Genomic DNA, 25,651 nt, shown 5'->3' on the forward strand with positions numbered 1-25,651 from the left:
TCTCCGCCCGGCCGGGACCCTTCGCTTCCCCCCGCCCCGCCAATCGAAAGAGACGCGCCATGGACAGCAAGGAACAACAGACGATCCTGATCGCGGGCGGCGGAACTGCGGGCTGGATGGCGGCGGCTGCCCTGTCGCGTTTCGCGGGCGGCCACCGGATCGTGCTGGTGGAAAGCGAGGCGATCGGCACCGTCGGCGTCGGCGAAGCGACGATCCCGCAGATCCATCTGTTCAATGCCGCATTGGGTATCGACGAGGCCGAATTCCTGCGCGAGACAAAGGGCAGCTTCAAGCTCGGCATCGAGTTCGACGGCTGGCTGCGCGAGGGGACAAGCTACATGCACGCGTTCGGCGCCATCGGGCGCAGCGCGGGTCTGCTTCCGTTTCAGCATTACTGGCTGCGCGCCAAGCAGGCCGGGTTCGCAAAGCCGCTCCAGCGCTATTCGCTGAACGAGCTGGCCGCCCGCACCCAAAGAATGCAACGGGGGAGGATGCAGCGCGGGCGCACGGCGGCGGGGGCGGAAATGGCATATGCCTATCATTTCGACGCCGGGCTTTACGCAGCCTATCTGCGCCGCATTGCCGAAGCACGCGGCGTCACCCGCCATGAAGGCATGATCGCCAGTGTCGAGCGAGACCGCGCAACCGGTGACATCGCCTCCGTTACGCTGGACGACGGGCGCGTGCTGGCGGCTGATTTCTTCATCGACTGCACTGGCTTTCGCGGGCTTTTGATAGAGGGCGCGCTTGGGACCGGTTTCGACGACTGGTCGAACTACCTTCCATGCGACCGCGCCATGGCCGTCCCTTGCGAAGGCGGCGGCGATTTCACGCCTTATACGCGCTCCATCGCGCGAAAGGCGGGGTGGCAATGGCGCATCCCGCTGCAGCACCGCATCGGAAACGGCATGGTCTATAGTTCCGCGCACCTGTCGGATGACGAGGCGGCCGAAACGCTGCTCGCCAATCTGGATGGCAAGCCGCAGGCCGATCCGCGTCCGATCCGTTTTACCACGGGCAAGCGGCGCAAGCACTGGAACCGAAACTGCCTCGCCCTTGGCCTTGCGGCAGGGTTCATGGAGCCGCTGGAATCGACCAGCATCCATCTGATCCAGAGCGCGATCAGCCGCTTCCTCGCCCTGCTCCCCGCTGGCAAGCCCAGCCAGGCCGCGATCGACCATTTCAATGCGCAGGCCGATTTCGAATGGAGCCGCATCCGCGACTTCCTCATCCTCCATTACACCGCGAACGAACGCCGCGGTCAGCCCTTTTGGGATGCGGTGCGCGACATGGCGCTACCCGATACGCTGACCGCGAAAATCGAGCTGTGGCGCGAAACCGGCTTCATCCACCGCGAGCGTGAAGAGCTTTTTACCGAAGTGGCATGGTTTCAGGTGCTGGCCGGGCAAGGCGTGGAAGCCACCGGCTACAACCCGATGGCCGACGCCTTGCCCGAAGACCAGCTTCGCGCACTCCTCGAAGAGACCGAGGCCGCCATGGTCGAACAGGTCCGCGCCATGCCGCGCCATATCGATTTCCTCCGGCAATTCGTCAGCGGTCAGGGCACCGCCCAAACGCCCGCGACAAAGGCTAACGCATGAAACGCGCCCTCCCCCTTCTGACTGCCATTTCGGCCATGGCGCTTTCCGCCTGCGCCTCGGTGCAGGCGCAGCCCGCGCCAACCGCCGAAGCCGAAAGCTTCCGCGACCGCGCTCCGTCCGAGGAAGTGGTTTATTTCGTCCTTCCCGACCGGTTCGAAAACGGCGACAGCGCCAATGACAAAGGCGGGCTGACCGGCGAGCGACTGGCAACCGGCTACGACCCCACGGCCAAGGGCTTCTTCCATGGCGGCGACTTGAAAGGGCTGACCGAACGGCTCGACTATTTGCAGGACATGGGCATCACCGCGATCTGGTTCGCGCCCATTTTCCAGAACAAGCCAGTGCAAGGGCCAAAGGGCGACGAGAGCGCCGGTTACCACGGCTATTGGGTGACCGACTTCACCCGCCCCGACAGCCATTTCGGCACGCGCGATGAATTCCGCGCCTTCGTCGATGCCGCCCATGCGCGGGGGATGAAGGTCTATATGGACATCATCACCAACCACACCGCCGACGTGATCAAATATCGCGAGGTTCAGGCAGATGGCTTCCCCTATCGCAGCCGGGGCGATTACCCCTATTCCACGCGCGGCGGCCCCGATGGCGCGTCGATCAATCCCGGCTTTGCGGGCGATACCGACAGCAGCGAGGCGAATTTCGCGCGTCTGACCGATCCGTCCTTCGCCTACACCCCATACGTTCCGGCGGGCGAAGAGGATGTGAAGGTCCCGGCCTGGCTCAACGATCCGATCCATTACCACAATCGCGGGGATTCCACCTTTACCGGAGAGGACAGCCGGTTCGGCGATTTCTCCGGCCTCGACGATCTGTTCACCGAAAGCCCGGCGGTGCGCGCCGGCATGATCGACATCTATGGTGCATGGATCGACGATTTCGGGATCGACGGTTTTCGCATCGATACCGCCCGCCATGTCGACCCCGGCTTCTGGCAAGAGTTCGTGCCCGCCATGCAGGCCCGCGCAAAGGCGCGCGGCATCCCCAATTTCCACATGTTCGGAGAGATCTACAAGGATGTCCCCGGCAGCGGCTATATCGCGCAATACACGCGCCGCGATCGCCTGCCCGCCGTGCTGGACTTCGCCTTTCAGGCATCGATGCGCGAACTGCTGGGGCGGGATAAGGGCACGGTCGTCCTCGCCCATATGTTCGATGGCGACGTGCTGTATGAGAGCGGCGAAAAGACGGCACTGAACCTGCCGACTTTCCTCGGCAATCACGACATGGGGCGGTTTTCGACCCTGATCCGCGAGGATAGGCCCGAGATTTCGCAGGACGAGCTTTTGAAGCGCGTCATGCTTGGCCATGCGATGATGATGACCCTGCGCGGATCGCCTGTGATCTATTACGGCGACGAACAGGGCTTCGTCGGCGACGGCAATGACCAGCTGGCGCGTGAGGACATGTTCGCCTCGAAGACCGCCGTCTATAACGACAACAGGCTGATCGGCACGGACGCCACAACCGCAGCCGCGAATTTCGATGAGAGCCACCCGCTCTATCGCCTGATCCGCGAATTTTCGGCGATGCGCCGCGCGCATCCCGCCCTGTCGCGTGGGAGCCAGGAAATCCGCGGTTACCAGCAGGAGGCGGGGCTCTTTGCCGCTGCTCGCATCGATCCCGAAACTGGCCGCGAATATCTGCTGGCGTTCAACACCAGCGCGCAGCCCATCACCCGCAATATCGTCACCGGCCATTCCGTCCGCACGTTCGAGGCGCTGGCCGGCAATTGCCCCGGCGCGGCCTCCGCACCGGGCAGCGCCAAGTTCACCATCCCTGCATTCGGCTGGGCGGTCTGCCGCGCCGGCGAGGTTCCTTCGAAATGACCGACAAACCCGACTGGTGGCGCGGCGCCGCCATCTACCAGATCTATCCGCGCAGCTTCATGGATGCGAATGGCGACGGCATCGGCGATCTGCCGGGCATCGCGCAACGCCTGCCGCATGTCGCCTCGCTGGGCGTGGATGCGATCTGGATATCGCCCTTCTTCAAATCGCCGATGAAGGATTTCGGCTATGACGTTTCGGATTACCGCGATGTCGACCCGATCTTCGGGAAGCTGGCCGATTTCGACGCGGTTGTCGCGCGGGCGCATGACCTCGGCCTCAAAGTCCTGATCGACCAGGTCTATTCGCATACGTCGGACGAACATCCGTGGTTCGTCGAAAGCCGGTCGTCGCGCGATAATGCAAAGGCCGACTGGTATGTCTGGGCCGATGCCAAGCCCGACGGGTCGCCCCCGTCAAACTGGCAGTCGGTGTTCGGCGGACCGGCATGGACATGGGATGCGCGCCGCCGCCAGTATTACCTGCACAACTTTCTCTCCAGCCAGCCGCAGGTCAACGGGCACAACCCGGAAGTGCAGGAAGCGCTGCTGGGCGTGGCGAAATTCTGGCTGGATCGCGGCGTCGACGGGTTCCGCATCGATGCCTTGAACTTCCTGATGCATGACCCTGAAATGCGCGACAATCCGCCCGCGCCCGACAATGGGAAGGAGCGCACGCGCCCCTTCGATTATCAGCTGCGCGTCCACAACCAGTCGCATCCTGAAATCCCTGCCTTCATCCGCCGCATCCGCGCGCTTACCGAAGAATATGACGGCATCTTCACCGTCGCCGAAGTCGGCGGCGAAGGGGTGGAGGACGAGATGCGCGCCTTCACCGCCGGGAACGAACATCTCAATTCCACCTATGGCTTCGACTTCCTCTATGCCGATCGCCTGACGCCAGAACTGGTCTGCGAAGTGCTGACCAAATGGCCCGATGCGCAGGGCGGCAACTGGCCGAGCTGGGCGTTCGAGAACCATGACGCGCCGCGTGCAATCTCGCGCTGGGTGGATGAGGCCCATGCCCCCGCCTTCGCCCGCATGAAGATGGCGCTGCTGGCCGCCATGCGCGGCAATATCATCCTCTATAACGGCGAGGAATTGGGGCTCAGCCAAGTCGATATCCCCTTCGACCAGTTGCAGGACCCCGAAGCCATCGCCAACTGGCCGCTCACCCTGTCGCGCGACGGTGCCCGCACGCCCATGCCGTGGACGCCGGAAGGCGGGTTCGGGTCGGGCACGCCATGGCTTCCCTATGGCGAGGCGAACCTGACAAAATCGGTCGCGGCGCAGGACGCGGATGAAGGATCGCTCCTCAACCATACCCGCGCCATGCTGGCACTGCGCAATGCGCACCCCGCCCTCCATAACGGCAAGGTTGTCGATTGCCGCGCCGATGGCGCGCTCCTCACCTTCACCCGCGAAGCCGAGGGCGATCGCATCGCCTGCGCCTTCAACCTCTCTGCCAAAACCGCGCCCTATTCCGCGCCCGATGGCGAAATCCTCCTCTCCCTTAACGGTGCGACCTCCACCGAACTCCCCCCATTCGGAGCCCTGATTACCCGCCTATGACCAAGAGCCTCCTCCTCTCAGCCGCGATTGCCGCGCTTGCCATTCCTGCCGCCGCACAGGCGGGCACGGTCACCTCGCCCGATGGCCGCATTCAGGTCACCATCGATGTCGATTACGAAGGCAAGCCGTTCTATGAGGTGGAGCGCGATGGGAAGGAACTGATCGCCCGCTCGCAACTGGGCTTCAACTTCACCGATGAAGACCCGCTACGCCGGAACCTCAAGATCACGGCCGAAACAACGGCATCGGGCGATGAGACATGGGAACAGCCGTGGGGCGAACGGCGCTATGTCCGCGATCACCATAACGAGCTGTCGGTCAGTTTTACCGAGCAGGACGACACCCCGCGCGAGCTTACCCTGCGCATGCGCGTGTTCGATAATGGCATCGGCTTCCGCTATGAATTTCCGGACCGCGCCGATCATCCGGTGACCCATATCGCCGAGGAGCTGACCGAATTTTCAATCGCGCCGGCCAATGGAGCGGATGGAGGCACCGCATGGTGGATCCCGGCGGGCGACTGGAACCGCTATGAATATCTTTATTCGGAAACGCCGATCGCGTCGGTTTCCATGGCGCATACGCCCATGACCATGCGGCTGAAGGACGGCACCCACCTGTCCTTCCACGAAGCCGCGCTGGTCGATTATTCGGGAATGTGGCTGCAGCGCCTGCAGGGCCAGCGTTTCCGCGCCCATCTCGCCCCTGCGCCCAGCGGTGCGAAAGTAGTGCGAACGGGCGCGTTCAACACCCCATGGCGCACGATCCGCATTGCCGATGATGCGGCGGGTCTGGTGGAGAACGACCTCGAACTCAATCTCAACGAGCCTAACAAGCTCGGCGATGTCAGCTGGTTCAAGCCCGCCAAATATATCGGCATCTGGTGGGGCATGATCTCTGGCAAATGGTCATGGGCGCAGGGGCCCGACCATGGCGCCACGACAAAGCGCACGAAGCAATATATCGACTTCGCAGCCAAGCACGGATTCCGCGGCGTGCTGGTCGAGGGATGGGACTATGGCTGGGACGGGACCTGGTTCGGCAATGGCCGCGATTTCAGCTTTACGAAGCCATACCCGGATTTCGACCTGACCGGCCTGTCGAAATATGCCGCGAAAAAGGGCGTGCACCTGATCGGGCACCACGAAACCGGCGGCAATATCGCCAATTACGAGGCGCAGCTTTCCGATGCGATGAAGCTGTATGGCGATCTTGGCATCGACGTGGTCAAGACCGGCTATGTCGCCGATGCGGGCGGGATCATCGCCTGCAATGCCGACATCACCCAGCCTTGCGGCAAGCAGGTCATGGTGTGGCACGATGGCCAGCGGCAGGTGCAGCATCACCTGAAGGTCGTGGAGGAAGCGGCGAAAAACCGCGTCGCGGTCAACGCCCACGAACCGGTCAAGGATACCGGTCTTCGCCGCACCTACCCCAACCGCGTTTCGCGCGAAGGGGCGCGGGGCATGGAATATAACGCATGGGCTCCCTTCAACAACGGGCCGGACCATGAACCCACGCTGGTCTATACGCGCATGCTGGCAGGGCCGATGGATTATACGCCGGGCGTGCTCAGCCTGAAGGGCGGAAATGATGTTCCCCTCGCCTCCACGCTGGCAAAGCAGCTGGGGCTGTATCTCGCGATCTATTCGCCGATCCAGATGGCGGCGGACTTCGCGGAGAACCTTGCCGCGCATCCCAGGGAACTTGCCTTTATCGAAGCAGTGCCGACCGACTGGGCCGAAAGCCACCTGATCGCGGGCGAAGTTGGCGATTACGCGATCTTCGCGCGCAAGGACCGCAATAGCGACGACTGGTACGTCGGCGGCGTCAACGACGCGATGGCGCGCGATGTCACGCTGGACTTTGCGTTTCTCACCCCTGGCAAGCGCTATAGGGCAAGGATCTGGAAAGACGGCGAAGGCGCAACCTATGAGACCGAGGCGCGCCACCGCATCGCATATGACAGCGCCGTGGTGAAAAAGGGCGACACGATGAAGCTGTGGCTCGCCCCCGGAGGCGGCGCGGCGATACGGCTGGAGCCGATGGACTGACCGGCTCGGCACAGCGAGTCGGTGAACCGTCAGGTGCCGGATAATGGGATATGTCCCGGCGGCATGATCGCATGCACCAGCAATGCATCATTACCCGTCGGCAGATCAATCGGCCCGACCCGGCTAATATTGCTGTCGAAATGGCGGATTGGTTTGACTTCGCAATAGGGAGGTTCAGCCTGTTCTCGGGACTGAGGTGCATGAGCACCGCACAGACCGACCAAACGACTCTATCGCCACTTTGAAAACACGCCCTTCAATCGCGAATTAGCCATCTGGCCGGTCATCCGACATGAAAGGATGAACCGATGAGACCCATTATCCCGACAATCGCCGCCGCAACTCTGCTGACCTTCGCCCTGCCCGTTCAGTCCGAGCCACAGGAGGGAAGCACGATCGAGGTCGCCCCGCGCATGTCTGCGGATCAATGGGCGCAGAGCGTGAGCAAATCGCTGAACGGCCAGCTGCGCCAAATCGAGATCGACCAATACCACTCCGTTCCCGAAGCGATCATTCAGATCCGCTTCGAGATCGCCGATGGGGTACCGGTCAATGTGCGCATGGTGGAACCTTCGGGCATGAAGTGGCTCGACCGGGCGACGCTGCATTCGGTGGCCCAGATGCGCGGCCTGCCCGACATGCCTGCTTCACTGGAAGGCTGGACCGTGCGCGCCAATATCATCAGCGCCAAGGATTCGCGCACCGCGCAGCGTATGATGAGGGGCATGCAACACTCGGCGGCAACGCAAATGGCAAGCGCCGAAAGCACCAGGGAGATCGTGCTGACCGCAGGCGGCTGATCCCGCAAACCGGCCGCAGGCGCCTATGCAGGCGCCTCGTCGGTCCGGGGTGGCCAGTTCTTTACATGCAGGTCGCGCTGCGGGAACGGGATCTCGATACCCTCTTCCGCGAAACGCCGCGCGATCGCGAAGTTCAAGGCCGATGCCGTCGGTGCGCCATCGGTCGCCTGATGGACAAAAGCGAGGATCTTCACATTGATAGAGCTGTCGCCAAACCCCTCCATGGCGACCGCCGGTTCGGGGAACTCCAGCACGCTCTCGTTCGCCTTCGCGATGTCGAGCAGGATTTCCTGCACCCGGTCGAGATCGCTGCCATAGGCAACGCCCACCGGCACAACGATACGCGCGGGGCCAGTCGAAAAGCTGCGGTTCTTCACCACCCCCGAGATCAGCTGCGAATTGGGCACGATGATCTGGTGCCGGTCGAACGTCTCGATATGGGTGGAGCGTACCGCGATCTTCCTGACGATGCCCGAATGCTCGCCCACCTCGATCCAGTCGCCGACCTTGATGGGGCGTTCTATCAGCAGCAGGATACCGCTGGTGAAGTTCTCCACCACCGATTGCAGGCCAAAGCCGAGGCCGACAGACAAGGCGCCCGCGACAAAGGCGAGGCTGGAGAGATCAAGCCCGGTGGTGGCGATGGCAATCAGCGCGGCAAGGAAAATGCCGATATAGCCGATGAAGGTGAGGATGGCGGCCTCTGCCCCGGTATCCATGCCGAATTCGGGCATGATCGACAGTTTCAGGAACCGCTGCAGCCATCGCGTGATGAAAAAGCCGATGAAGAACACAGCGGCAAAGGTGACGATATCGCCTGCCGAAATGCGGATCTCGCCAAATTCTATCCCTGTGCGCAGCATGATGAAGGCATCGGCGATCTCGCTCGGCTCATAGCCCCAGATGATGGCAAGCAGGGCGATGACGGCGATGGTCAGGATCAGCCCCGTCAGCAGCGGCAGCAGGTGCAGGCCACGGCGAAAGCGCGCCATCGAACCTTTGGCAAAGGCATTGACGACCAGCACGAACGAGCGGTGGAGATAGACCGCCATGCCGACAAGCGAGAGCGACAGCAGGCTGGATGCAAAGAAAAAGCGCGCAATCAATTCGTAACCGACCACCGCCGCCCCTATGGCGATAATCGCGAACAGTTTCATCAGACGTGAAATGGGCGTCGCGAAATCCAGCCCCGGCGCATCGCCCCCTGGCTCCATCGCACGGCGCTCGTCGTAATATTTGCGGCCCTCGCGCAGGTAATTGGCAAGCTGCCACAAGAGCCATGCGCCGACAGCGACCAGCGCGGCAGAGGCGAAACGGGCAAAATTGCTGCCGATGAAGCCTGCCTTTTCCAGCGCGCTGATGACCAGTTCCGCCCCCAGCACGATCGCCATCTGCCGGATCGCGGCAAGCGCCATGTCTGCCCGCGCGGGCGGCAGGGTGACAAGCCGCAGTTCGGGAAACGGCGACATCAGCACGCCCCGCCCGATCCATTGCGCAATGCCAAGCAGAATGCCCGCCAGCATTACCGATACGACGATGGCGACCAGCGCCTCGACAGGCACGATGGGCAGCAGGAAGATCATCAGCGCGACCGTCATCGCGATCAGCGCAAGGGCGAAGATGAGACCGGCCAGCGCATCCTGAAGAACCGAGACAAGCAGCTTTTTCGCGACCGATCCTTCCTCGAGGACACGCCTTGAAAGGCGGGCCGATAATTTGCGCCAGAGAAACATGCCGACAAGCGGTGCGCCCGCGATCAGGGCAATCGCAACCGCGAATGCCGCGATCTGGTCGAGAACACCGTATTTGCCGAGGTTTTGCGCCGCATTACGCTTGCCCACGGTAACCGCATTGCCGATTTCAACGACGGTTCGATACCACAGGCGCGGGTCGATAAAGGACAGCCCGCGCTCAATCAGGCGCGCGCGCTTCATCGCCCGGATGCGGGCGTCGATGGCAGTCACGATGACCGAGGCGCGCGCGCTCGCTTCGCGCAGACGGATGGCGGGTGCGGTCACGATGCCCTGCTGTTCCTGCAGGGCTTCGCGCCGCGCGGCGACAATGGCCGGCTCGCTCTCACCCTCTGCCGGCGGCGGGCCAAGCGCGTCGATCTGCGCTTCCAATATGCGCGAAGTCATCGTCCCGCGGCTTGCCAGCGACAGCGCCCGGTCGCGGTCGCGCGCGACCGCATTGCGCAATTCGGTCAGCTTCGCGATCTGGTCGATCGACGGCTCACCGTCCACCTCGCCCAATTGCGAGAGGAACTGCCGCGCCTTGTCCGCATCCTCGTCAAAAGCGGCGAAGATGGCCTCGACCTCTTGCTGGCTGGCCGTTGGCTGCTGGCTGGAGGCGGGCTGCTGGCTGGCGGGCGAAGCGGGCGCGACGGTTTGCGCAGCCGCGATTCCCGGCAGCAGGATCAGGATCATGCCCATGATCAGCACCCGCAATGCCATGAAGCGCCCTGCCATCACGATCCGTTTCCGCATCTTTTCCCATTCGCCCCGATCCGGGCTTCCATTCGCGACATCTCCTCCTTGCCGCGACTGGACGGGCTGCGTCCATCCTTTTGTCTGCGGACCTCGTCCCGTTCACCGGACAAGGGCCACGCCGGGCCGCAGCGAAACGGATCATGGGCAAGGAGATGGATGGCGCCTTACGATCGAACCGCCATGGCCCGGCCTCTTGCCCAATGGCTGTATCCAGCAATAAAAAATAACAAAATTCAGGCGATCTGCGACTTCATTGCCGCACCATCTGCCCATATATGTTGCACCTGCGAACGGAGTGTTTTTCAAGGAGTGCAAGTGGCCACGCAACGTCTGGGATTACGCGATGCCGCGGCATGGATCTCGCAGATCATCGGACCCGATTTCGGCTATATCCGGATCGGGATCATCTATACCGTGGCGATCACGCTCCTGTCGCTTGCCACGCCGATCTCGGTTCAGCTCCTGATAAATTCCGTGGCGCGCACCACCTTGCCTGCGCCTTTATGGACATTATCGGGCGTGCTCCTGCTGCTGCTCTTGATGGTCGCGGCACTAAGCGCCCTGCGCCTGTACCTGATGGCCATGTTCGAACGGCGCCTCTTCGCCCGCGTCGTGGCAGAGATCACCGTGCGCGCCGTGCATGCGCAGAATCCCTATTTCTCCGACGCGAACAGCGGGCATCTGTTCAACCGTTTCTTCGACATGCCGGTTCTGCAGAAATCGGTGCCACACCTGCTGATCGGGGCTTTCACGATCATCCTGCAGGCCGCGGTCGGCCTTGCGGTTACCAGCTTTTACCACCCGTTCTTCCTTGCCTTCAACGCGCTGCTGGTGATCATCGTCGCGCTGATCTGGGTGGCGTGGCGACGCGGCGCGGTGACGGGCGCAGTGGGGCTTTCCCACGCCAAGCATAATGCCGCGCACTGGCTCGAAAGCCTTGGCGGCTCGAACGGCTTCTACAAATCCAGCCGCCATGTCGGTTATGCGATGGACCGGTCAGAGGATGTGACCGCCAGCTATATCGATGCGCACAAGCGCTATTTCCATTACAGCTTCTCGCAGGCGGTGGCCTATTTCCTGCTCTACGCATTGGCAAGCGCGGGGCTGCTGGCGCTGGGCGGGAACCTGATCATCCAGGGCCAGCTGTCGATTGGCCAGCTGGTCGCGGCAGAGCTGATCCTTTCGGGCGTGTTCTACGGCATTTCGCAGCTCGGCTGGTATCTCGACACCTTCTACGAAATGGCGGCCAGTTCCGAAGAATTGTCGTTGCTGTTCGGCATCCCGCAGGAAAGCAGCGAGGCAAGCGGCGCCGCACCGGCCGACGGTTCGGTGCGCATGCGCGACGTGGTCCAGGGCGATGCCCGGCTCAATTTCTCGATGAAGAACGGGGAGCAGATCGTCGCCCTGCTGGAGCCCGGCATGGAAAGCATGCTCGCCGTGCTGCTGAAGCGCCATGCCCTGCCCGATCGCGGGCAGGTGCTGGTCGGCGGCGGCGATATCGGCACGTTTGACATGTATCTGCTGCGCTCGGTGATCACCGTCCTCAATCGCCCTACCATCGTCGAGGTCACGATCCGCGAATATCTTGCCCTTGCCGTGGCGGAGGAAGACAGCGGGGCGATGATGGCCGCGCTCGACACGGTCGGGCTCGGCAGGCGGGTCGCGACATTGAGCAAGGGGCTGGACACCGAGCTATCGTCGTCTGGCGCGCCGCTTTCCATTGCAGAGGTCATGCAATTGAAGCTCGCCAATGCGCTGCTCAGCAAACCGCGACTGCTGGTATTGTCGGAACTGTTCGACATGATGCCGATCCCCCGGCTCATGGCCGCGCTCGAAAAATTGCGCGCATCGGGCACCACTGTGCTTCTTTCCACCCGCCGAACCGACGCGATCGCGCTGGATGGCTATATGTGGCTGGGGCAGCGCGAACAGCACCGGTTCGACACTCACGCCGAACTTGTCCGCTTTGCCGAAAAGCGGGAGGCCGAAGATGCCTAACCGGCCAGAGAATATCGCGCATTTCACCAGCTATGCCGCGCTGTCGCCGCCGCGTGTCACGATCGTGCTCGCATGGCTCATCGGCATCGGCTTCGCGCTCTCCATCGCCCTGCTGTTCGTACCGTGGGTCCAGACGGCGCAGGGATTGGGCAAGGTCGTCTCGCTCGACCCCGATGACCGTCCGCGTCAGGTGTCGTCGCTGATCGACGGGCGGGTCGAACGCTTTTTCGTCCGCGATGGCGAACGCGTGAAGCAAGGTGATCCCATTGCCCGCGTCGTCGATGTCGATCCCAATCTGCTGTCGCGCCTCAACGCCGAACGCAGCCAGCTGGAGGCGGAAATCGCCGCGATCCGGCAGGCGCGGCAGGTCGCCATGATCGACGTCGAACGCACGCGCCAATTGTTTGCCGAGGGCCTGGCCTCTCGCCGCGAATACGAACAGGCGCAGATCCGCATTTCCGAGGCCGATGCGACGCTTGCCGAAGCGCGCGCGGGGATCAACCGGATCGAAACCGAGATCAACCGCCGTTCCGCGCAGGTCGCCGTCGCTCCGCGCGACGGCCGGGTGCAGCAGGTCAATGGCGCGGCGGGAGGGCAGCTGATTTCTGCCGGGACCGTGCTGGCCGTCGTCGCGCCCGATCAGGTGGATCGCGCGGTAGAGATCTATATCGACGCGCGCGACGTGCCGGTGATCGACCAGGGCAGCCCCGTCAGGCTGGAATTCGAAGGTTTCCCCGCGATCCAGTTCAGCGGCTGGCCCAATCTTGTCTATGGCGTATATGACGGGCGCGTGCGCACCATCGATCCGGTCGCGCAGACCAATGGCCAATTCCGCGTGATCGTGGAACCCGTGCCCGGCGCACAGCGCCCATGGCCCGAAGCCCGCTTCGTTCGGCAGGGCAGCAATGTCGTTGGCTGGGTGCGCGGCGAAACCGTCACCGTCGGGTTCGAGATATGGCGCCAGCTCAATGATTTCCCCCTCCAATACGACCGCACCGGCAGCACGGCGCTGACCGATGGCGCGTCTGCGGAGTCGTCGTCGTGATCAGGCTGATTGCAGCCGCGATGACTGCGGCGCTGATGTCGCATCCGCTGCCAGCCATGGCGCAGAGCGAGGCGGCAGATGATTACGGGCCGCAGGATCCGGCGGCAGGGCCGCTGATGCTGGAAGACGTGCTGCGCGCCTCGGCCCGCAGTTCCCCCCAGATCATCGAGGCGCTGGCCGGTATCCGCAAGGCGCAGGGTACCGCGCTAAAGGCCGAGGGCGCATTCGATACGGTCTTTGGCGTTGAGGGGCGAAGCCGCGTAACTGGCTATTACGATGGCACCATTGTCGAAGGCAAAGCCACGCGCCCCTTCGTAACGAACGGCGGCTATGCCTATGGCGGCTACCGCGTATCTCGCGGCGACTTTCCGATCTATGAAGACAAGAGCTTCACCAACGAGCTGGGTGAATTCAAGCTGGGCGCGCTCTATTCGCTGGTCCGCGACCGCCTGATCGACGAACGCCGCGCCCAGCGGTCCATCGCCGCCAGCGGTATCGACATCGCCCGCTTCGAGGCACAGGCCGCCGCCATCGGAGTGCAGAGCCGGGCGATAACCGCCTATCAGCAATGGGTCGCCGCCGGGCTGCGCCTGCGCGCCTATCGCGATCTGCTGGAGCTGGCGGAAAGCCGAACCGGCGCCATCAACCGGCAGGTCGAACTGGGTTCGCAGCCGCGCATCCTGCGGACCGAGAACGAGCAGAACCTCGTGCGTCGCCGCGCTTTGGTGATCGAGGCGGAGCAGGCCTTTGGCGCTGCCGCCGCGCGGCTCGCGCTCTATTACCGCGACGCGTCGGGCGAGCCGATCATCGTTGGCGCAGGCCGTTTACCGGAAAGCAGCGAGGCACTGGATTTCGCGCGGCCCGATCCCGAATTCAGCGTCGAGCAGCGCCCTGAACTGCAAAGCCTGCTGGCGCAGGTCGAGCAATCGACCTTGAGCCTTGCCCTTGCCGAAAACGCGCTCAAGCCGCGCTTTGACCTGACTGCGGAAGTGGGCAAGGATATTGGCGACGAAGGATTGGGCGGCCCCAGCCGCACGCCGTTCGAAACGATCGTGGGCTTCCGCTTTTCGGTGCCGCTGCAAAACCGCGCGGCAAAGGGGCGCATCGCCGAGACCGAGGCGGGTCTTGACCAGCTGGCCATGAAACAGAAGTACCTGCGCGACCAGATCCGCACCGAGGTCGATGCCATGCGCATCGCCGTGGAGGGGGCCGAACGCCTTGTCGGCACGTCGCGCCAGGAATACGAGCTTGCCCGCGAACTGGCCAATGCCGAACGCCGCCGTTTCCAGCTGGGGTCGAGCGACTTCTTCCTCGTCAACCAGCGCGAGGAAACCGCCACCAATGCGCAGATCCAGCTGATCGATGCGCAGGCCCGCATCGGATCAACGCGCGCAGGGCTGGCCGCCGCGACAGCAGATCGTTCAGCCTTGGGGCTGGGGCTCGATCCGTAACGCCGACTAGGCGTAACCGGCGGGCAGCTGTTCGGTATGGTCCAGCCGGTCCATCACTTCGGGCAGGGGTTCGAGCACGGTCACGCTGCGGTTTTCGCCAAAGCGGATACGCGTGCCCTCCGACACCTCTGAGATATAGGTAACCTGCGTCGCATTCACGATGACCGCGACGCGGTCGGTGGCGGTGAACTTTACGAACATCAATGCCTCTCCGTTTTGTTTGGAGAGAGCTTAGCCGGTCGCGCGAATTCCGCCAGCAGGATTCGCGTCTGGCCGCTTAGCGCGCCTGCAACGCGACGCTGACGCTGGCCGCGATGGCATCGCCCAAAAGATGCCCCGACAGCCATGCGCATTCCACCCGCGGCCCGATCAGCCAGTCGCCGCAGGCCCCCAATTGCCTGTCCCGGTTCCAGAGGATTTCGTCGCCCGTGCCCGGCGCCCGCGCAAAGCGCCAGCGGTGCGCCGCAGCGGCCAGCGGTTCGGGAAGCGACAGGTCGAACTGCTCTTCGAACGCGCTGACGAGCCGTGGGAGGATGTTCGCGGGTTCCTCCTCGCAGGTCTGCGCGCTCCAATCCGCGCTGGCCTGCACGACCCAGCTTTCGGGACCGGTGCGGCCCGGCTTGGCATTGTTGCGGGCGGCCCATTGCACAATCCCGTCACCGCGCAGCACATCATCGGCGACCGGCAGCGGCCGATCGAAAGCCAGCATCGCGGTCCAGCATGGCATCGAATGCCGGCGCAGGGCCGCCCGCCCCATTGCGAAATCATGCAGCGAAAGCAGCGGCGCGGCCTGTTCGGCAGGTACGGCCAGCACGATCGTGTCGAACGGCCCGTCCCGATCGCGATCAGACCGAACATACCAATACCCATCGACGCGTTCGATCGCCTTGACCGTGGTGCCGACCTGCGCGTCATGCGCGCGGGCCATATGGCGCACGACCGCATTCATGCCGGGCACGCCGACCAGCGCATCGCTTCCCGCCGCGGGCCATGGGGCGACGAGGCCGTGCGATTGCCACTGTTCGACCAGCTTGCGAAAGCGAAGATCGCGGGCGGTGAAATATTGCGCGCCGTGGTCGAAATATGCGTCGCCCAGCGGGGTTTCCATGCGCCGGGTCGACATGCGCCCGCCAAATCCACGGCCCTTGTCGAAAAGCCTGACCGCGCAGCCATGCGCGGCAAGCCGGTCGGCGCAGGCAAGGCCCGCAATGCCCGCTCCGACAATCGCGACTTTCATGCTCGTATCTTGCAAATACCCATCCATCCAGCCAAACATCGGGACACGAAGGCCCGGCGACAAGCTGCCCGAAAGGGCAATCTTCCCAACCGGGCAAGAGTTTACTAGGCTTGCCCCATGAGCGCTTCAGACCTCATCGCCTCAAGCGCGGTCGCCGCCGTCGTGAGCAATCCGCGCCTGCCGGACAATCCGATTGTCGAATGCAATCCAGCCTTTGTCGCGCTTACCGGCTATAGCCGTGAAGAGATCATCGGCCATAATTGCCGCTTCCTTACCGGGCCAGACACCGAGCCGGAACTGACCGAAGAATTGCGCGCAGGGGTACGCGCCAAACGTCCGGTCATGGTCGAGATTCTGAACTACAAGAAAGACGGGACGCCGTTTCGCAACGCGGTCATGGTCGCGCCCATCTTCGGTGCCGATGGGGAAATCGAATATTTCCTCGGCTCGCAGATGGAAATTCCCGCCCCCACTACCCCGACCGAAAACCCAAGGCAGAGCGCGGCCCGGCAGCGCATCGACGAGCTGACCCCGCGCCAGCGCGAAATCCTGATCGAGATCGCGCGCGGCAAGCTCAACAAGCAGATCGCCTTCGACCTCGATCTCAGCGAGCGGACGATCAAGATGCACCGGGCAGCACTGCTGCGCGCACTGGGCATCACGACCACGGCAGAGGCGATCCGCGTGGTCATCGAGGCTGGATACTAGCCCACAGACTTTCCGAATAGTTCGCGACGACTGCACCTTGGGACAGGTTGTGGCCGAGGGGCCGCATGCGCATCTTCCAATTAATGGTTCGCCATTGATAGAAACAGGAGGATGCAATGCGCCTACCCGAAGAAAACGCCCAATATTCACCTGACAAGGTTCGGGGCGGGAGCGAAGAACATGTCGTGCGATATGTTCTTGGCTCCAGTCTTGGACTGGCAATCGTCACCCTGACTACGACGTGGATCGGCAGCGCCCTCATCCTGTCCTGATCCACCCCAAGAACAGGGCCCGTGGCCGTCCCACTCCCCCACGGGTCCTGTTCACCCCTCAAATCCCACCCCCCAAGAAGAAGAGAGATACTGATGAAACTTCCCGTCATGATGGCCGCAGCAATTGCATTGACGGCTGCCACCCCCGCCCTTGCCGATCACCATAGTTCCGCGACCATCGTCGAAGCTGCGGTTGAATCGCCGCAGCACGAAACACTGGTCGCCGCGGTCAAGGCTGCGGGCCTTGCCGAAACGCTGTCGGGCGACGGTCCGTTCACCGTTTTCGCGCCGACCGACGCGGCTTTCAACGAACTGCCCGAAGGCACCGTGCCGACCCTGCTCAAGCCCGAGAATGAAGGGACCTTGCGTTCGGTGCTGACCTATCACGTCGTTCCCGGCAAGGTGACCGCAGCCGAACTGATCGGCATGATCGAGGATAACGATGGCTCTGCCGCGCTGAAGACCGTGCAGGGTTCGACGCTGGTCGCCAGCCTGTCGGGCGGGAACGTGATCCTGACCGATGCGAAGGGCGGCACCGCCACTGTCGTCGCGACCGATATCAAGGCGTCGAACGGCGTGATCCACGCGACCGATGCCGTGTCGATGCCCGGCTGATTTCGATAGGAAGGCTGGTTGCTGACCGGCCCCCGCAACCAAATGGCGGGCTGGCGATCCATGCGATTGCCAGCCCGCCTTTCTATTTGCGCGCCAGACCCGTCAGATCGCGCGAAGCCCCATTTCGAGATCGGCGATCAGGTCGTCGACATGCTCGATCCCGACAGAAATGCGCACGACATCGGGCCCTGCCCCGGCGGCAATCAGCTCTTCGCCTTCAAGCTGGCTGTGCGTGGTCGACGCCGGGTGGATGATGAGCGAGCGCGTGTCGCCGATATTGGCAAGGTGGCTGAAAAGCTTGACGCTCGACACCAGCTTCACTCCGGCTTCGAACCCGCCCTTGACGCCGAAGGTGAAGACCGCCCCGCCCTTGCCGCCGAGATATTTGTCGGCCAGCGGCTTGTAACGACTGCCTTCCAGCCCGGCATAGGAAACCCATGCGATCTTGTTGTGGCTGTCGAGCCACTTCGCGACCGCCAGCGCATTATCGCAATGCCGCTCCATTCGCAGCGCCAGCGTTTCCATGCCGGTCAGCGCCAGCCACGCATTCTGCGGCGCCAATGCAGGGCCAAGATCGCGCAGGCCCAGCACCCTGCAGGCGATGATGAAGGCGATGGGGCCAACCGGCTCCAGCGCATCGACAAGCACCGCGCCGTGATAGGAACCGCTTGGCTGGGTCAGGCTGGGAAACTTGTCCCCTTGCGCCTTCCAGTCGAAGCGGCCTGAATCGACGATCACCCCGCCCACCGCATTGCCATGGCCGTTGAGGAATTTCGTGGTCGAGTGGGTGACGATATCCGCGCCATGTTCGATCGGGCGGCACAGCACCGGGCTGGCCATCGTATTGTCGACGATCAGAGGCACGCCGCCGTCATGCGCGATGTCGGCGATGGCCGCGATGTCGGTCACCACGCCGCCGGGATTGGCAAGGCTTTCGATGAAAACGCAGCGGGTCTTTTCATCAATGGCCGCGCGAATGTTTTCGGGATCGTCGGCATCGACAAAACGCGTTTCCCAGCCGAATTTGCGAAACGCCTCGCCCATCTGGTTCAGCGATCCGCCGTAAAGCTTACGCGCCGCGACGATATTGCAGCCCGGTTCCATCAGCGTGTAAAACGCCAGCAATTGCGCCGCATGGCCGCTTGCCACGCCGAGCGCGCCCACGCCCCCTTCCATGGCCGCGACCTTCTTTTCCAGCACGTCATTCGTCGGGTTCATGATCCGCGAATAGATGTTGCCGAACTGCTTTAATGCAAACAGGTCTGCCGCATGCTCGGCGCTGTCGAACACATAGCTTGCCGTCTGATAAATAGGCGTAATCCGGGCGTTGGTCGCCGGGTCAGGTTCACAGCCGGCATGCACGGTCATCGTTTCAAGCTTCATATCGCCCATCGGGTCCCCCATCCGCAATGTCATCGAAGAAGGGCGATCGATACCACGCAGATTGGACGACTTCCAACAGCGCCTGAAGAAATCCGGGCGTCACGGTGTGGAACGACCATGCCGCCCTAGCCTTGATCGCCAAATCCGAATAGGCGTGACCAATAAGGCGGTCGCGCCGCACCTTGTCTGGACGCGTCACCGAACAGGTCATTGGGACCGACCGAACGCGGCTGAGTGGAGGCACCTGGAAGAGCGGCCGATCAGAGGCGAGATCGTCTCGCTCACCGGGCTGAGGGGAGTTGCTGCGACCTGGGTGTTCCTGGGTCATTGCGCCATGCTCATGCAATGGGGCATCCCGTTGCTGGAATGGCCAAAGCTGGCAGTCGATCTTTTCATTCTGTTGAGCGGCTTTGTCATGGCCTATCAGTTGCATTCAGGCTGCGAACAGCCATGGCTGCAATTCTTCAAAAAGCGCTTCTTCCGCCTCGCACCTGCCTATTACGTGCTTTTGGTCATCGCGATCGCCATTGGCCCTCTTCTGGGTGAAATGCGCGAGGTTTTCGTCACACATCTTTCCGCCAATCCGGTTGGCCAGGGCCGCTATGATGATCAGTCACTGGGCAATCTGCTGATCCATGCCAGCTTCCTGTTCGGCCTGTTTCCCAATTATGCGCAGCACACCGCAATGCCCGACTGGTCGGTCAGCCTGGAGATGCAATTCTATATCGCATTCCCCGTTATCGCGCTGATGTTCAGGCGATTTGGCTGGTTCGCCGTCACCATTGCCCTTTCAGCCCTCAGCGTCTGCGTGATGTTCCTTGCAGGCGGCTGGATCGCCAGCTTCCCCGAGCCGGCCTTTCTGCCGATAAAGCTCAATCTATTCCTAGCCGGATCGCTGCTCGCCCTGATCCCCGCCGACGGATCGGCTATCCCGCTCTACCTTGCGCGAGCCGTCCTTGTCGCAGCCATTCCGATGGACGGTGAATTCGATACGAACGAGATATTCTCGATACTCGGCACCGGACTGATAGGAAGTCTTGCATGTTCCTTTGCCGGGAGCTGGAGGCTGCCACCTGTCACTTTGGCAGAGCGTATTCTGGAAACGCGACTGCTGCGCTGGCTTGGTGAAATCTCGTTCAGCCTTTATCTGGTCCACCTCCTGCTCATCGTGCCGATCGGCAGCGCGCTGCTACGGTTCGGCATCGACCATTGGCATCCCGTCCTGCGCTTTGCCGCGCTCGCCTCGGCCTCCTTACCCGTTGTCCTTGGCGGCGCCCATCTGCTGTATCGATATGTCGAACTGCCCGGCATCCGCATCGGGCGCGGGAAAGCCATGCAGGGGGTCGTGCAGAAGCTGGCTGGAAGATGGTTGCCGCGCGGGTAACGGCCGCGCCGATGCCGGTCTGACCTACGCTTCTCAGGAAAGCGGGGGCCTTCCCACCCGCCACGCCTCGGAACGCCAGTACGGCCCCCCGCGTTGGCTTCGTGGAAGGAGACGTCGATGATACTCGAGAAAATCAAGACACCGGGCCTCTCTCACCTTTCCTATCTCGTGGGTTCGGATGGACAAGCGGCCGTGATCGATCCGCGCCGCGACTGCGAGATCTATGTCGAGATGGCCCGTGCCAACGGATTGTCCATCACCCATATCTTCGAGACCCACCGCAACGAGGATCTGGTATCGGGCGCGCCGATCCTGGCGGAGCTGAGCGGGGCGAAAGTGCTCCACGGCCCCGATGCCGCCGGTGAAGTCCGCTATGCCGAAACCACGCGCGATGGCGATCGCTTTCCCATCGGCCAGCTTGAGATCCGCGTATTCGAAACGCCCGGCCATACGTTCGACCATATCGCGCTTGCCCTTTACGACAGCGCCTATGGCGAGGGGGCCGTAGGCGTGTTCACTGGCGATGCGCTATTCGTGGGCGATGTCGGTCGCACCGATTTCTACCCCAATCGCAAGCGTGAGGTCGCAGGATTGCTGTTCGATTCCCTGCAGAAGATCCTCGACCTTGGCGATCAGGCGATCATCTATCCCGCTCATGGCGCCGGTTCGGTCTGCGGTTCGGGCATGGCGGACCGCGAATTCTCGACCGTGGGGCACGAACGCTGGAACAACCCGCTCCTTCAGATCGCGGACCGCGACGCCTTTATCGAACGCAAGGTGGACGAGCATCATTACCAGCCACCCTATTTCCGTCTGATGGAACGGCTGAACCTCGAAGGCGGCGATCCGGCTCCGCGCATCATGCGGCCGCGGCCGCTGACTTTGGCCGGGCTGAGCGAATGCGGGGCGGATCATCTCGTCGATATCCGCGAACCCATGGCCTATGCCTCGGGCCATCTTCCGGGGGCGATGAACCTGCCGGTCGACATGATCCCGGCCTTCGCAGGCTGGTTCATCGGTGAGGGGGAAAGGATCGCGCTGGTCGCATCATCGCACGACCAGCTGGAACAGGCGATGCAGCATCTTGTCCGCATCGCGCTCGACAATGTCGTGGGCGGTTATGTGGGCGTCGTCCCCGCCGCCGCGTCGGGCCAGGAAATGCGCGCCATTCCCATGATCGGAACGGCGGAAGTCAGGGAACGGCTGGAAGGCCAGAGCGAAGGCTGGACCTTGCTGGACGTGCGCGACGCCGACGAACGCGCCGTAACCGCAATCGAAGGTTCGCGCCACATCTATGTCGGTGAACTTTCCGAAGAATGGAAGAAACTCGATCCCTCGGGCGCCTATACGCTGATGTGCGCCAGCGGCATGCGGGCGACCGTCGCGGCCGGCTGGCTTGACGCGCAGGGGTTCGACAATCTCGACATTTACCTGGGGTCGATGGGCGCGTGGAAGGCGGCGCAGCAGGAATGACCCGGCAGGGGGGGTCCCGCCCCTCCCCCGCCTTGCTGCTGCCAACTAGTCGATGCGGACTTCCCGTTCGCGCGGGAGATAGGCGGGATAGGGTTCGTTTTCAGTCGCGGCATCGCGGCCCATCGCCAGCTTCAGCATATGCTCGCGCATGCGGCACTGCATCTCCCACCCGCGCTGGGGGTCGGGTGATTGGGCCAGCAGGCGCAGCACCATGGCGGTGGGCGTGTGGTCCACCACTTGCAGCTTTGCCTCCTCCTTGTTGATGACATCCTCGTCATTGGCGACGAACTCGGCAAAATCCTCGCGCAGCGCATCGATATCGGCCCTGTGGTCCAGATAGAGATGCGCGACCTTGGTCAGGCTCGGGTCCTTCTTCGTCCAGTTTTCGAAACTGTCCTGCACGAAATTGCCGACAGGGGCGATGATCCGGCGATTGTCCCACGTGCGAAGCCTGAGATGGGTAAAGCCAATCTTCTCGACATAGCACCAGTCGCCGCTGAACATCACGGCGTCGCCGATCCTGGCCGTTTTCGAAAAGGCGATCTGCAGCGATGCCATGATATCGCCCAACAGCTTGCGCGCGGCAAAGGCCAGCACGACGGTGAACAGCCCCGCCGATGCCAGAAGCGAGAAGCCCAGCGTCTCGTTGATATTCGTCTGGAGAAGAACGATGCCGATGCCCAAAAGCAGGATGATGACGATGCCCATGCGCCGCACCGCTGACAGCATGGTGTAATAATTGCGGTCGTTCTCATGGTCGGGCTTCGAAAAATCCTCGATCTGGCTATCGGCCACGCGGTCGAGGATGCCTTCGAGGATCGACAGGAATACGGCGGCGGCGGCGAATACGATCAGCAAGGTCTGCAGAGGGTTGAGGATCGCATTGATCAGCCCCGAAAAGCTGAAGGCCAGGTTCCGCACCAGCGCGAAAGTGCCGGCAAAGGCAAGGATCGCGACCGGCATGCGCACCGCCCGCAGGATGCGCGCGGCGATATTGTCATCGTACCGAGTGATGAAATCGCCGATCGCGCGCCATGTCAGCCCCGCAGCGGCAATGGCGATGAGTATGACAATGGGCAGCGCGATCACTTCCCACCACATCAGCGTCCAGAACGCAGGCTTGCGCAGGGCGGCGGGCAGGGTCTTTTCGAAACGCGTCGGGCCATAGGCCGCATAAAGTGCCGGGACATTCTGCACCGTCTGGCTGGCGAACAGCCAGACCGGGTCCTGCCCCGGTTCCTGCACCCGCGCGATCCTGATCGAGGTCGTTCGCCCATCCACCTCGATCCGGCCCAGCCGGATATTGCGCCGGGGCGCGCCCGCCATCGGGTCCTTGCTGGATGTCGTGGTGTCGACCGCGTCGGGCCTGTCCGACAGTCCGCTCCAGTCGATGACGATGGATCCTCTCACCACCTCATAGAGCATGGCCGCCAGCTTCGGCCCCTCCTCGCGCCGCTCTGCCGGTGAGAGATGCGTCATGTCGAGCGCATAGCCCGCGCGCACCCAGTCGCCGTCCTGCCCTGCATCGAGGAAGCTTTCCAGAAGCGCCTGCGGGGTATCGCGGTACAGATCGTCGGGTGCATCGGCGATGCCGCCGTTCAGCCGATCGACCTTGTAGACATAAGGTTCGCTGGAGGTGGCGGCATTGCCCTGCGCCATGGCAGCAGCCGAGAGCGTCATCGCCAAAAGAGCACACAGGAGGGCGGTCAGGCGTGCAAGCGCCAGCTTGGGGAACAGGGCGGTCATCCTTATGCAACTTCGCTGACGGGCGATGGTTTCAACCCGGCCCGGATCCGCCCCGCCCGGGCGCATCGGCTGGGTCTGCCGATCCGGGCCGCCGGAGACCGGGGCAGATGCCGAAGCACGATTATCGAACCCGACAGCCTCTTATGGGCAGGCTGGCTGGATTTCCGGCTCGTTCGCTGTACCTTTACCGCTGGCGTTACAAGCGTAGCGGTCGCGGCAGGCAGCGGGGTCTTCGTCAGGCATGAAATGGGTATTCTGGCTGTTCGTTGCGCTTTATGCGCTGGCGCTCCTTATATTCCTGATCGGAACTTTCGGGTGGTTCGGTCAGGAAAAGGACCCGCTGTCAGGCGTCTTTCTCATGCCGCTTGGCATGCCGTGGAACCTGATCGGCGATCGCATCGGCATCGGATCGGCGGCGCTTGCGCTGCTGGCCCCGGCGATCAATGCCGCGATCCTGTTCGGCCTTTGGAAACGCTTCGGTTCCTGAAACCGGGCCGCGCCGGGCCTGTCAGTCATTCGCCGCCAGCAGCGTCATCGGGCGCCCGCTATTGTGCGCGCCGACACCGGCTGAAGTGACGAGCACCGTCGTCCCCTCCTCCACCCGGCCGCGCAGTTGATCATAGAAGCCGGGCGGCAGACGAAGGCGGTGCAGCGCCATGGCGTCAAGCGCATGATTTGCCTCCCCCTCATGCCCGGGCACGCCGATCAGCACCCAGTGCGGCTTGCCGTCCGCTCCGCGATGCATCGTCGCGACATGGGTGCCCACGTGGTCCTCGATCACTGCGCGCGAACGCCCCACTTCCTGTCCGTTGCGCATCACGACGACCCGCTGGTCACTGGTGGAAATGATGATCGAAAGCGGCCCTTCGTCGGGAACGGTATGGTTCCATTCCCAGTTCTCCTCATCCGCCAGCGCATGATGCGTGGCCGCCCCGCCCAGTTCGTCCACCGGGGCCAGCACGCCGCCGGCCAGCGTGCGGATCGGCGCGCCGGCGCGTCCAGTCACGACCACCGTCCCGCCCATGCTGGTGATCTGGAACAGCTCTTTCGCGAAATTATAGGGCAAATGCACGCAGCCATGGCTTTCGGGATAGCCCGGAAGACCGCCCGCATGCAGGGCGACGCCATCCCATGTCAGCCGCTCCTGAAAGAACATCGGGGCATTGTTATAGGTGCTTGACCGGTGATCCGCGTCCTTTTGCAGGATCTGGAACACACCCGTCGGCGTCTCATGCCCCGGCTTGCCCGTCGACACGGTCGAGACACCGATATTAACCCCGTTGCGATAGACGAAGGCGATCTGCGCCGTCAGGTCGACAAGAACGGTGACCGGGCCATCTGGCGCGATTTCGGGCGCCCAGACCCAATCGCCGGGCGCCAGGCCCTCGACCGCCTCGGCAAGCTCCAGCGCGGAGGATACCTTGGAACCCTGCGCCAGCGCGGGCGCTGCGGGCAGCGTCAGCGCGCCCGCCATAAATATCGCGACCAGACCCCGCATCACTTAATCCCCCTTTGAAAACGAAACCGATCAATCCGCCTTTTTGAAACGAAACAGCACGTGGCGCGTGACGATCGAAAGCTTATCCCCTTTGTCGGAGAGGATATAGGCGCTCGCCTGCGGCAAGTCGGCGGCCAGTTCCTCGCCAAAGGATGGCGGCGGGCACAGCGCGCGCGTCGCAGCGACGGGGCCGATGGTGAGGATGCCCTTCCCCTCGATCGCATCGCCCGCACTCCAGTCGGCAGTGCCATTGTTACAGTCGAGTTTGAGCGACACGGCATTCTCCCTGCCGAAGCGCAGCGTGTGCCTGCTCGCCTGTTCCGCAGTAAGCGTGACGGGGCGCTTGTTGGCCGTGTGAATTTCGCGCAATTCCCACGTCTGCCGCGCCAGCGGATGCGAAGGCTTGCCGGAGATGCTGGCACAGCCGGACAGCGCGACCATGGTAATCAGGGCGTAACATAGCTTCGTCGTCGTCATGGACA

The 25,651-nt window shown here is 62.9% G+C and carries 21 protein-coding genes; 14 read left to right on the top strand and 7 right to left on the bottom strand.

The features are described from left to right. The first annotated feature begins 59 nt into the window (after positions 1–59). The 5 genes from A9D13_RS17485 to A9D13_RS17505 all read left to right on the top strand — a co-directional run bounded on the left by A9D13_RS17485 (position 60) and on the right by A9D13_RS17505 (position 7,870). A complete protein-coding gene (locus tag A9D13_RS17485) occupies positions 60–1,601 on the top strand; it encodes a tryptophan halogenase family protein (RefSeq protein ID WP_066776633.1) in 1,542 nt (513 codons plus the stop codon). Further along, positions 1,598–3,445, top strand: a complete 1,848-nt coding sequence (locus A9D13_RS17490; protein WP_156522149.1) for an alpha-amylase family glycosyl hydrolase — start codon at positions 1,598–1,600, stop codon at positions 3,443–3,445. The genes A9D13_RS17485 and A9D13_RS17490 overlap by 4 nt, the downstream gene beginning before the upstream one ends. Further along, the gene (locus A9D13_RS17495; RefSeq protein ID WP_066776642.1) at positions 3,442–5,016 is read left to right on the top strand and encodes an alpha-amylase family glycosyl hydrolase; all 1,575 of its coding nucleotides are present in this window, start codon (positions 3,442–3,444) and stop codon (positions 5,014–5,016) included. Before A9D13_RS17490 ends, A9D13_RS17495 begins: the two co-directional genes overlap by 4 nt. After that, positions 5,013–7,070 carry a glycoside hydrolase family 97 protein gene (locus A9D13_RS17500; protein ID WP_066776644.1) on the top strand — a complete coding sequence of 686 codons (2,058 nt, stop codon included), beginning with the start codon at positions 5,013–5,015 and terminating at the stop codon, positions 7,068–7,070. Before A9D13_RS17495 ends, A9D13_RS17500 begins: the two co-directional genes overlap by 4 nt. A gap of 308 nt (positions 7,071–7,378) precedes the next feature. Next, the gene (locus tag A9D13_RS17505) at positions 7,379–7,870 is read left to right on the top strand and encodes an energy transducer TonB (protein WP_066776647.1); all 492 of its coding nucleotides are present in this window, start codon (positions 7,379–7,381) and stop codon (positions 7,868–7,870) included. Positions 7,871–7,893: 23 nt separating this feature from the next. Here A9D13_RS17505 and A9D13_RS17510 read toward each other — a convergent pair whose 3' ends face one another. Further along, positions 7,894–10,356, bottom strand: coding sequence for a mechanosensitive ion channel family protein (locus A9D13_RS17510; protein ID WP_066776651.1), 2,463 nt, complete (start codon positions 10,354–10,356; stop codon positions 7,894–7,896). Positions 10,357–10,674: 318 nt separating this feature from the next. On the opposite strand from A9D13_RS17510, the gene A9D13_RS17515 reads away from it, so the two are divergent. Genes A9D13_RS17515 through A9D13_RS17525 form a run of 3 tightly spaced genes read left to right on the top strand, consistent with a single transcriptional unit; the run spans position 10,675 to position 14,853 of the window. Next, on the top strand, positions 10,675–12,357 hold the full coding sequence (locus A9D13_RS17515) for an ABC transporter transmembrane domain-containing protein (protein WP_066776834.1): 1,683 nt from the start codon (positions 10,675–10,677) through the stop codon (positions 12,355–12,357). Further along, positions 12,350–13,402, top strand: coding sequence for an efflux RND transporter periplasmic adaptor subunit (locus A9D13_RS17520; RefSeq protein ID WP_082922530.1), 1,053 nt, complete (start codon positions 12,350–12,352; stop codon positions 13,400–13,402). Before A9D13_RS17515 ends, A9D13_RS17520 begins: the two co-directional genes overlap by 8 nt. Then, positions 13,399–14,853, top strand: a complete 1,455-nt coding sequence (locus A9D13_RS17525) for a TolC family protein (protein WP_066776654.1) — start codon at positions 13,399–13,401, stop codon at positions 14,851–14,853. Before A9D13_RS17520 ends, A9D13_RS17525 begins: the two co-directional genes overlap by 4 nt. Before the next feature lie 6 nt (positions 14,854–14,859). Here the strand turns inward: A9D13_RS17525 and A9D13_RS17530 are convergent, their stop codons facing one another. Both A9D13_RS17530 and A9D13_RS17535 read right to left on the bottom strand, forming a co-directional pair. Beyond that, complete coding sequence (locus A9D13_RS17530) at positions 14,860–15,054, bottom strand: hypothetical protein (RefSeq protein ID WP_066776656.1); 195 nt, start codon at positions 15,052–15,054, stop codon at positions 14,860–14,862. Positions 15,055–15,130: 76 nt separating this feature from the next. Beyond that, complete coding sequence (locus A9D13_RS17535) at positions 15,131–16,090, bottom strand: NAD(P)/FAD-dependent oxidoreductase (protein ID WP_082922542.1); 960 nt, start codon at positions 16,088–16,090, stop codon at positions 15,131–15,133. Positions 16,091–16,207: 117 nt separating this feature from the next. On the opposite strand from A9D13_RS17535, the gene A9D13_RS17540 reads away from it, so the two are divergent. The 3 genes from A9D13_RS17540 (at position 16,208) to A9D13_RS17545 (ending at position 17,685) form a co-directional block, all read left to right on the top strand. Next, complete coding sequence (locus A9D13_RS17540; RefSeq protein WP_066776658.1) at positions 16,208–16,798, top strand: PAS domain-containing protein; 591 nt, start codon at positions 16,208–16,210, stop codon at positions 16,796–16,798. Between the two features lie 116 nt (positions 16,799–16,914). Continuing rightward, on the top strand, positions 16,915–17,070 hold the full coding sequence (locus tag A9D13_RS20860; protein ID WP_172808217.1) for a hypothetical protein: 156 nt from the start codon (positions 16,915–16,917) through the stop codon (positions 17,068–17,070). Between the two features lie 93 nt (positions 17,071–17,163). Further along, positions 17,164–17,685, top strand: a complete 522-nt coding sequence (locus A9D13_RS17545; protein WP_066776662.1) for a fasciclin domain-containing protein — start codon at positions 17,164–17,166, stop codon at positions 17,683–17,685. A 102-nt stretch (positions 17,686–17,787) separates the two neighbouring features. On the opposite strand, the gene A9D13_RS17550 is transcribed toward A9D13_RS17545, so the two are convergent. Beyond that, positions 17,788–19,077, bottom strand: a complete 1,290-nt coding sequence (locus A9D13_RS17550) for an O-acetylhomoserine aminocarboxypropyltransferase (RefSeq protein ID WP_066776850.1) — start codon at positions 19,075–19,077, stop codon at positions 17,788–17,790. A gap of 145 nt (positions 19,078–19,222) precedes the next feature. Here A9D13_RS17550 and A9D13_RS17555 point away from each other — a divergent pair, with 145 nt between their 5' ends. Together A9D13_RS17555 and A9D13_RS17560 are read left to right on the top strand one after the other, a co-directional pair. Then, on the top strand, positions 19,223–20,452 hold the full coding sequence (locus A9D13_RS17555) for an acyltransferase family protein (protein WP_172808218.1): 1,230 nt from the start codon (positions 19,223–19,225) through the stop codon (positions 20,450–20,452). 117 nt (positions 20,453–20,569) lie between these two features. Next, positions 20,570–21,925: an MBL fold metallo-hydrolase gene (locus A9D13_RS17560; RefSeq protein ID WP_066776665.1), complete on the top strand. Its 1,356-nt coding sequence runs from the start codon at positions 20,570–20,572 to the stop codon at positions 21,923–21,925. 45 nt (positions 21,926–21,970) lie between these two features. Here A9D13_RS17560 and A9D13_RS17565 read toward each other — a convergent pair whose 3' ends face one another. Continuing rightward, entirely contained in the window at positions 21,971–23,671 is a 1,701-nt protein-coding gene (locus tag A9D13_RS17565; protein WP_066776669.1) for a mechanosensitive ion channel family protein, read from the bottom strand. A gap of 241 nt (positions 23,672–23,912) precedes the next feature. Here A9D13_RS17565 and A9D13_RS17570 point away from each other — a divergent pair, with 241 nt between their 5' ends. Further along, a complete protein-coding gene (locus A9D13_RS17570) occupies positions 23,913–24,158 on the top strand; it encodes a hypothetical protein (protein ID WP_066776672.1) in 246 nt (81 codons plus the stop codon). Between the two features lie 21 nt (positions 24,159–24,179). Here A9D13_RS17570 and A9D13_RS17575 read toward each other — a convergent pair whose 3' ends face one another. Then, positions 24,180–25,169 carry a L,D-transpeptidase gene (locus A9D13_RS17575; RefSeq protein WP_066776675.1) on the bottom strand — a complete coding sequence of 330 codons (990 nt, stop codon included), beginning with the start codon at positions 25,167–25,169 and terminating at the stop codon, positions 24,180–24,182. A 30-nt stretch (positions 25,170–25,199) separates the two neighbouring features. After that, positions 25,200–25,646, bottom strand: a complete 447-nt coding sequence (locus A9D13_RS17580) for an META domain-containing protein (RefSeq protein ID WP_066776677.1) — start codon at positions 25,644–25,646, stop codon at positions 25,200–25,202. Positions 25,647–25,651: the final 5 nt, after the last annotated feature.

It is taken from the genome of Croceicoccus mobilis, from assembly GCF_001661965.1.
In the GTDB taxonomy this organism is placed as follows: Bacteria; Pseudomonadota; Alphaproteobacteria; order Sphingomonadales; family Sphingomonadaceae; genus Croceicoccus; species Croceicoccus mobilis.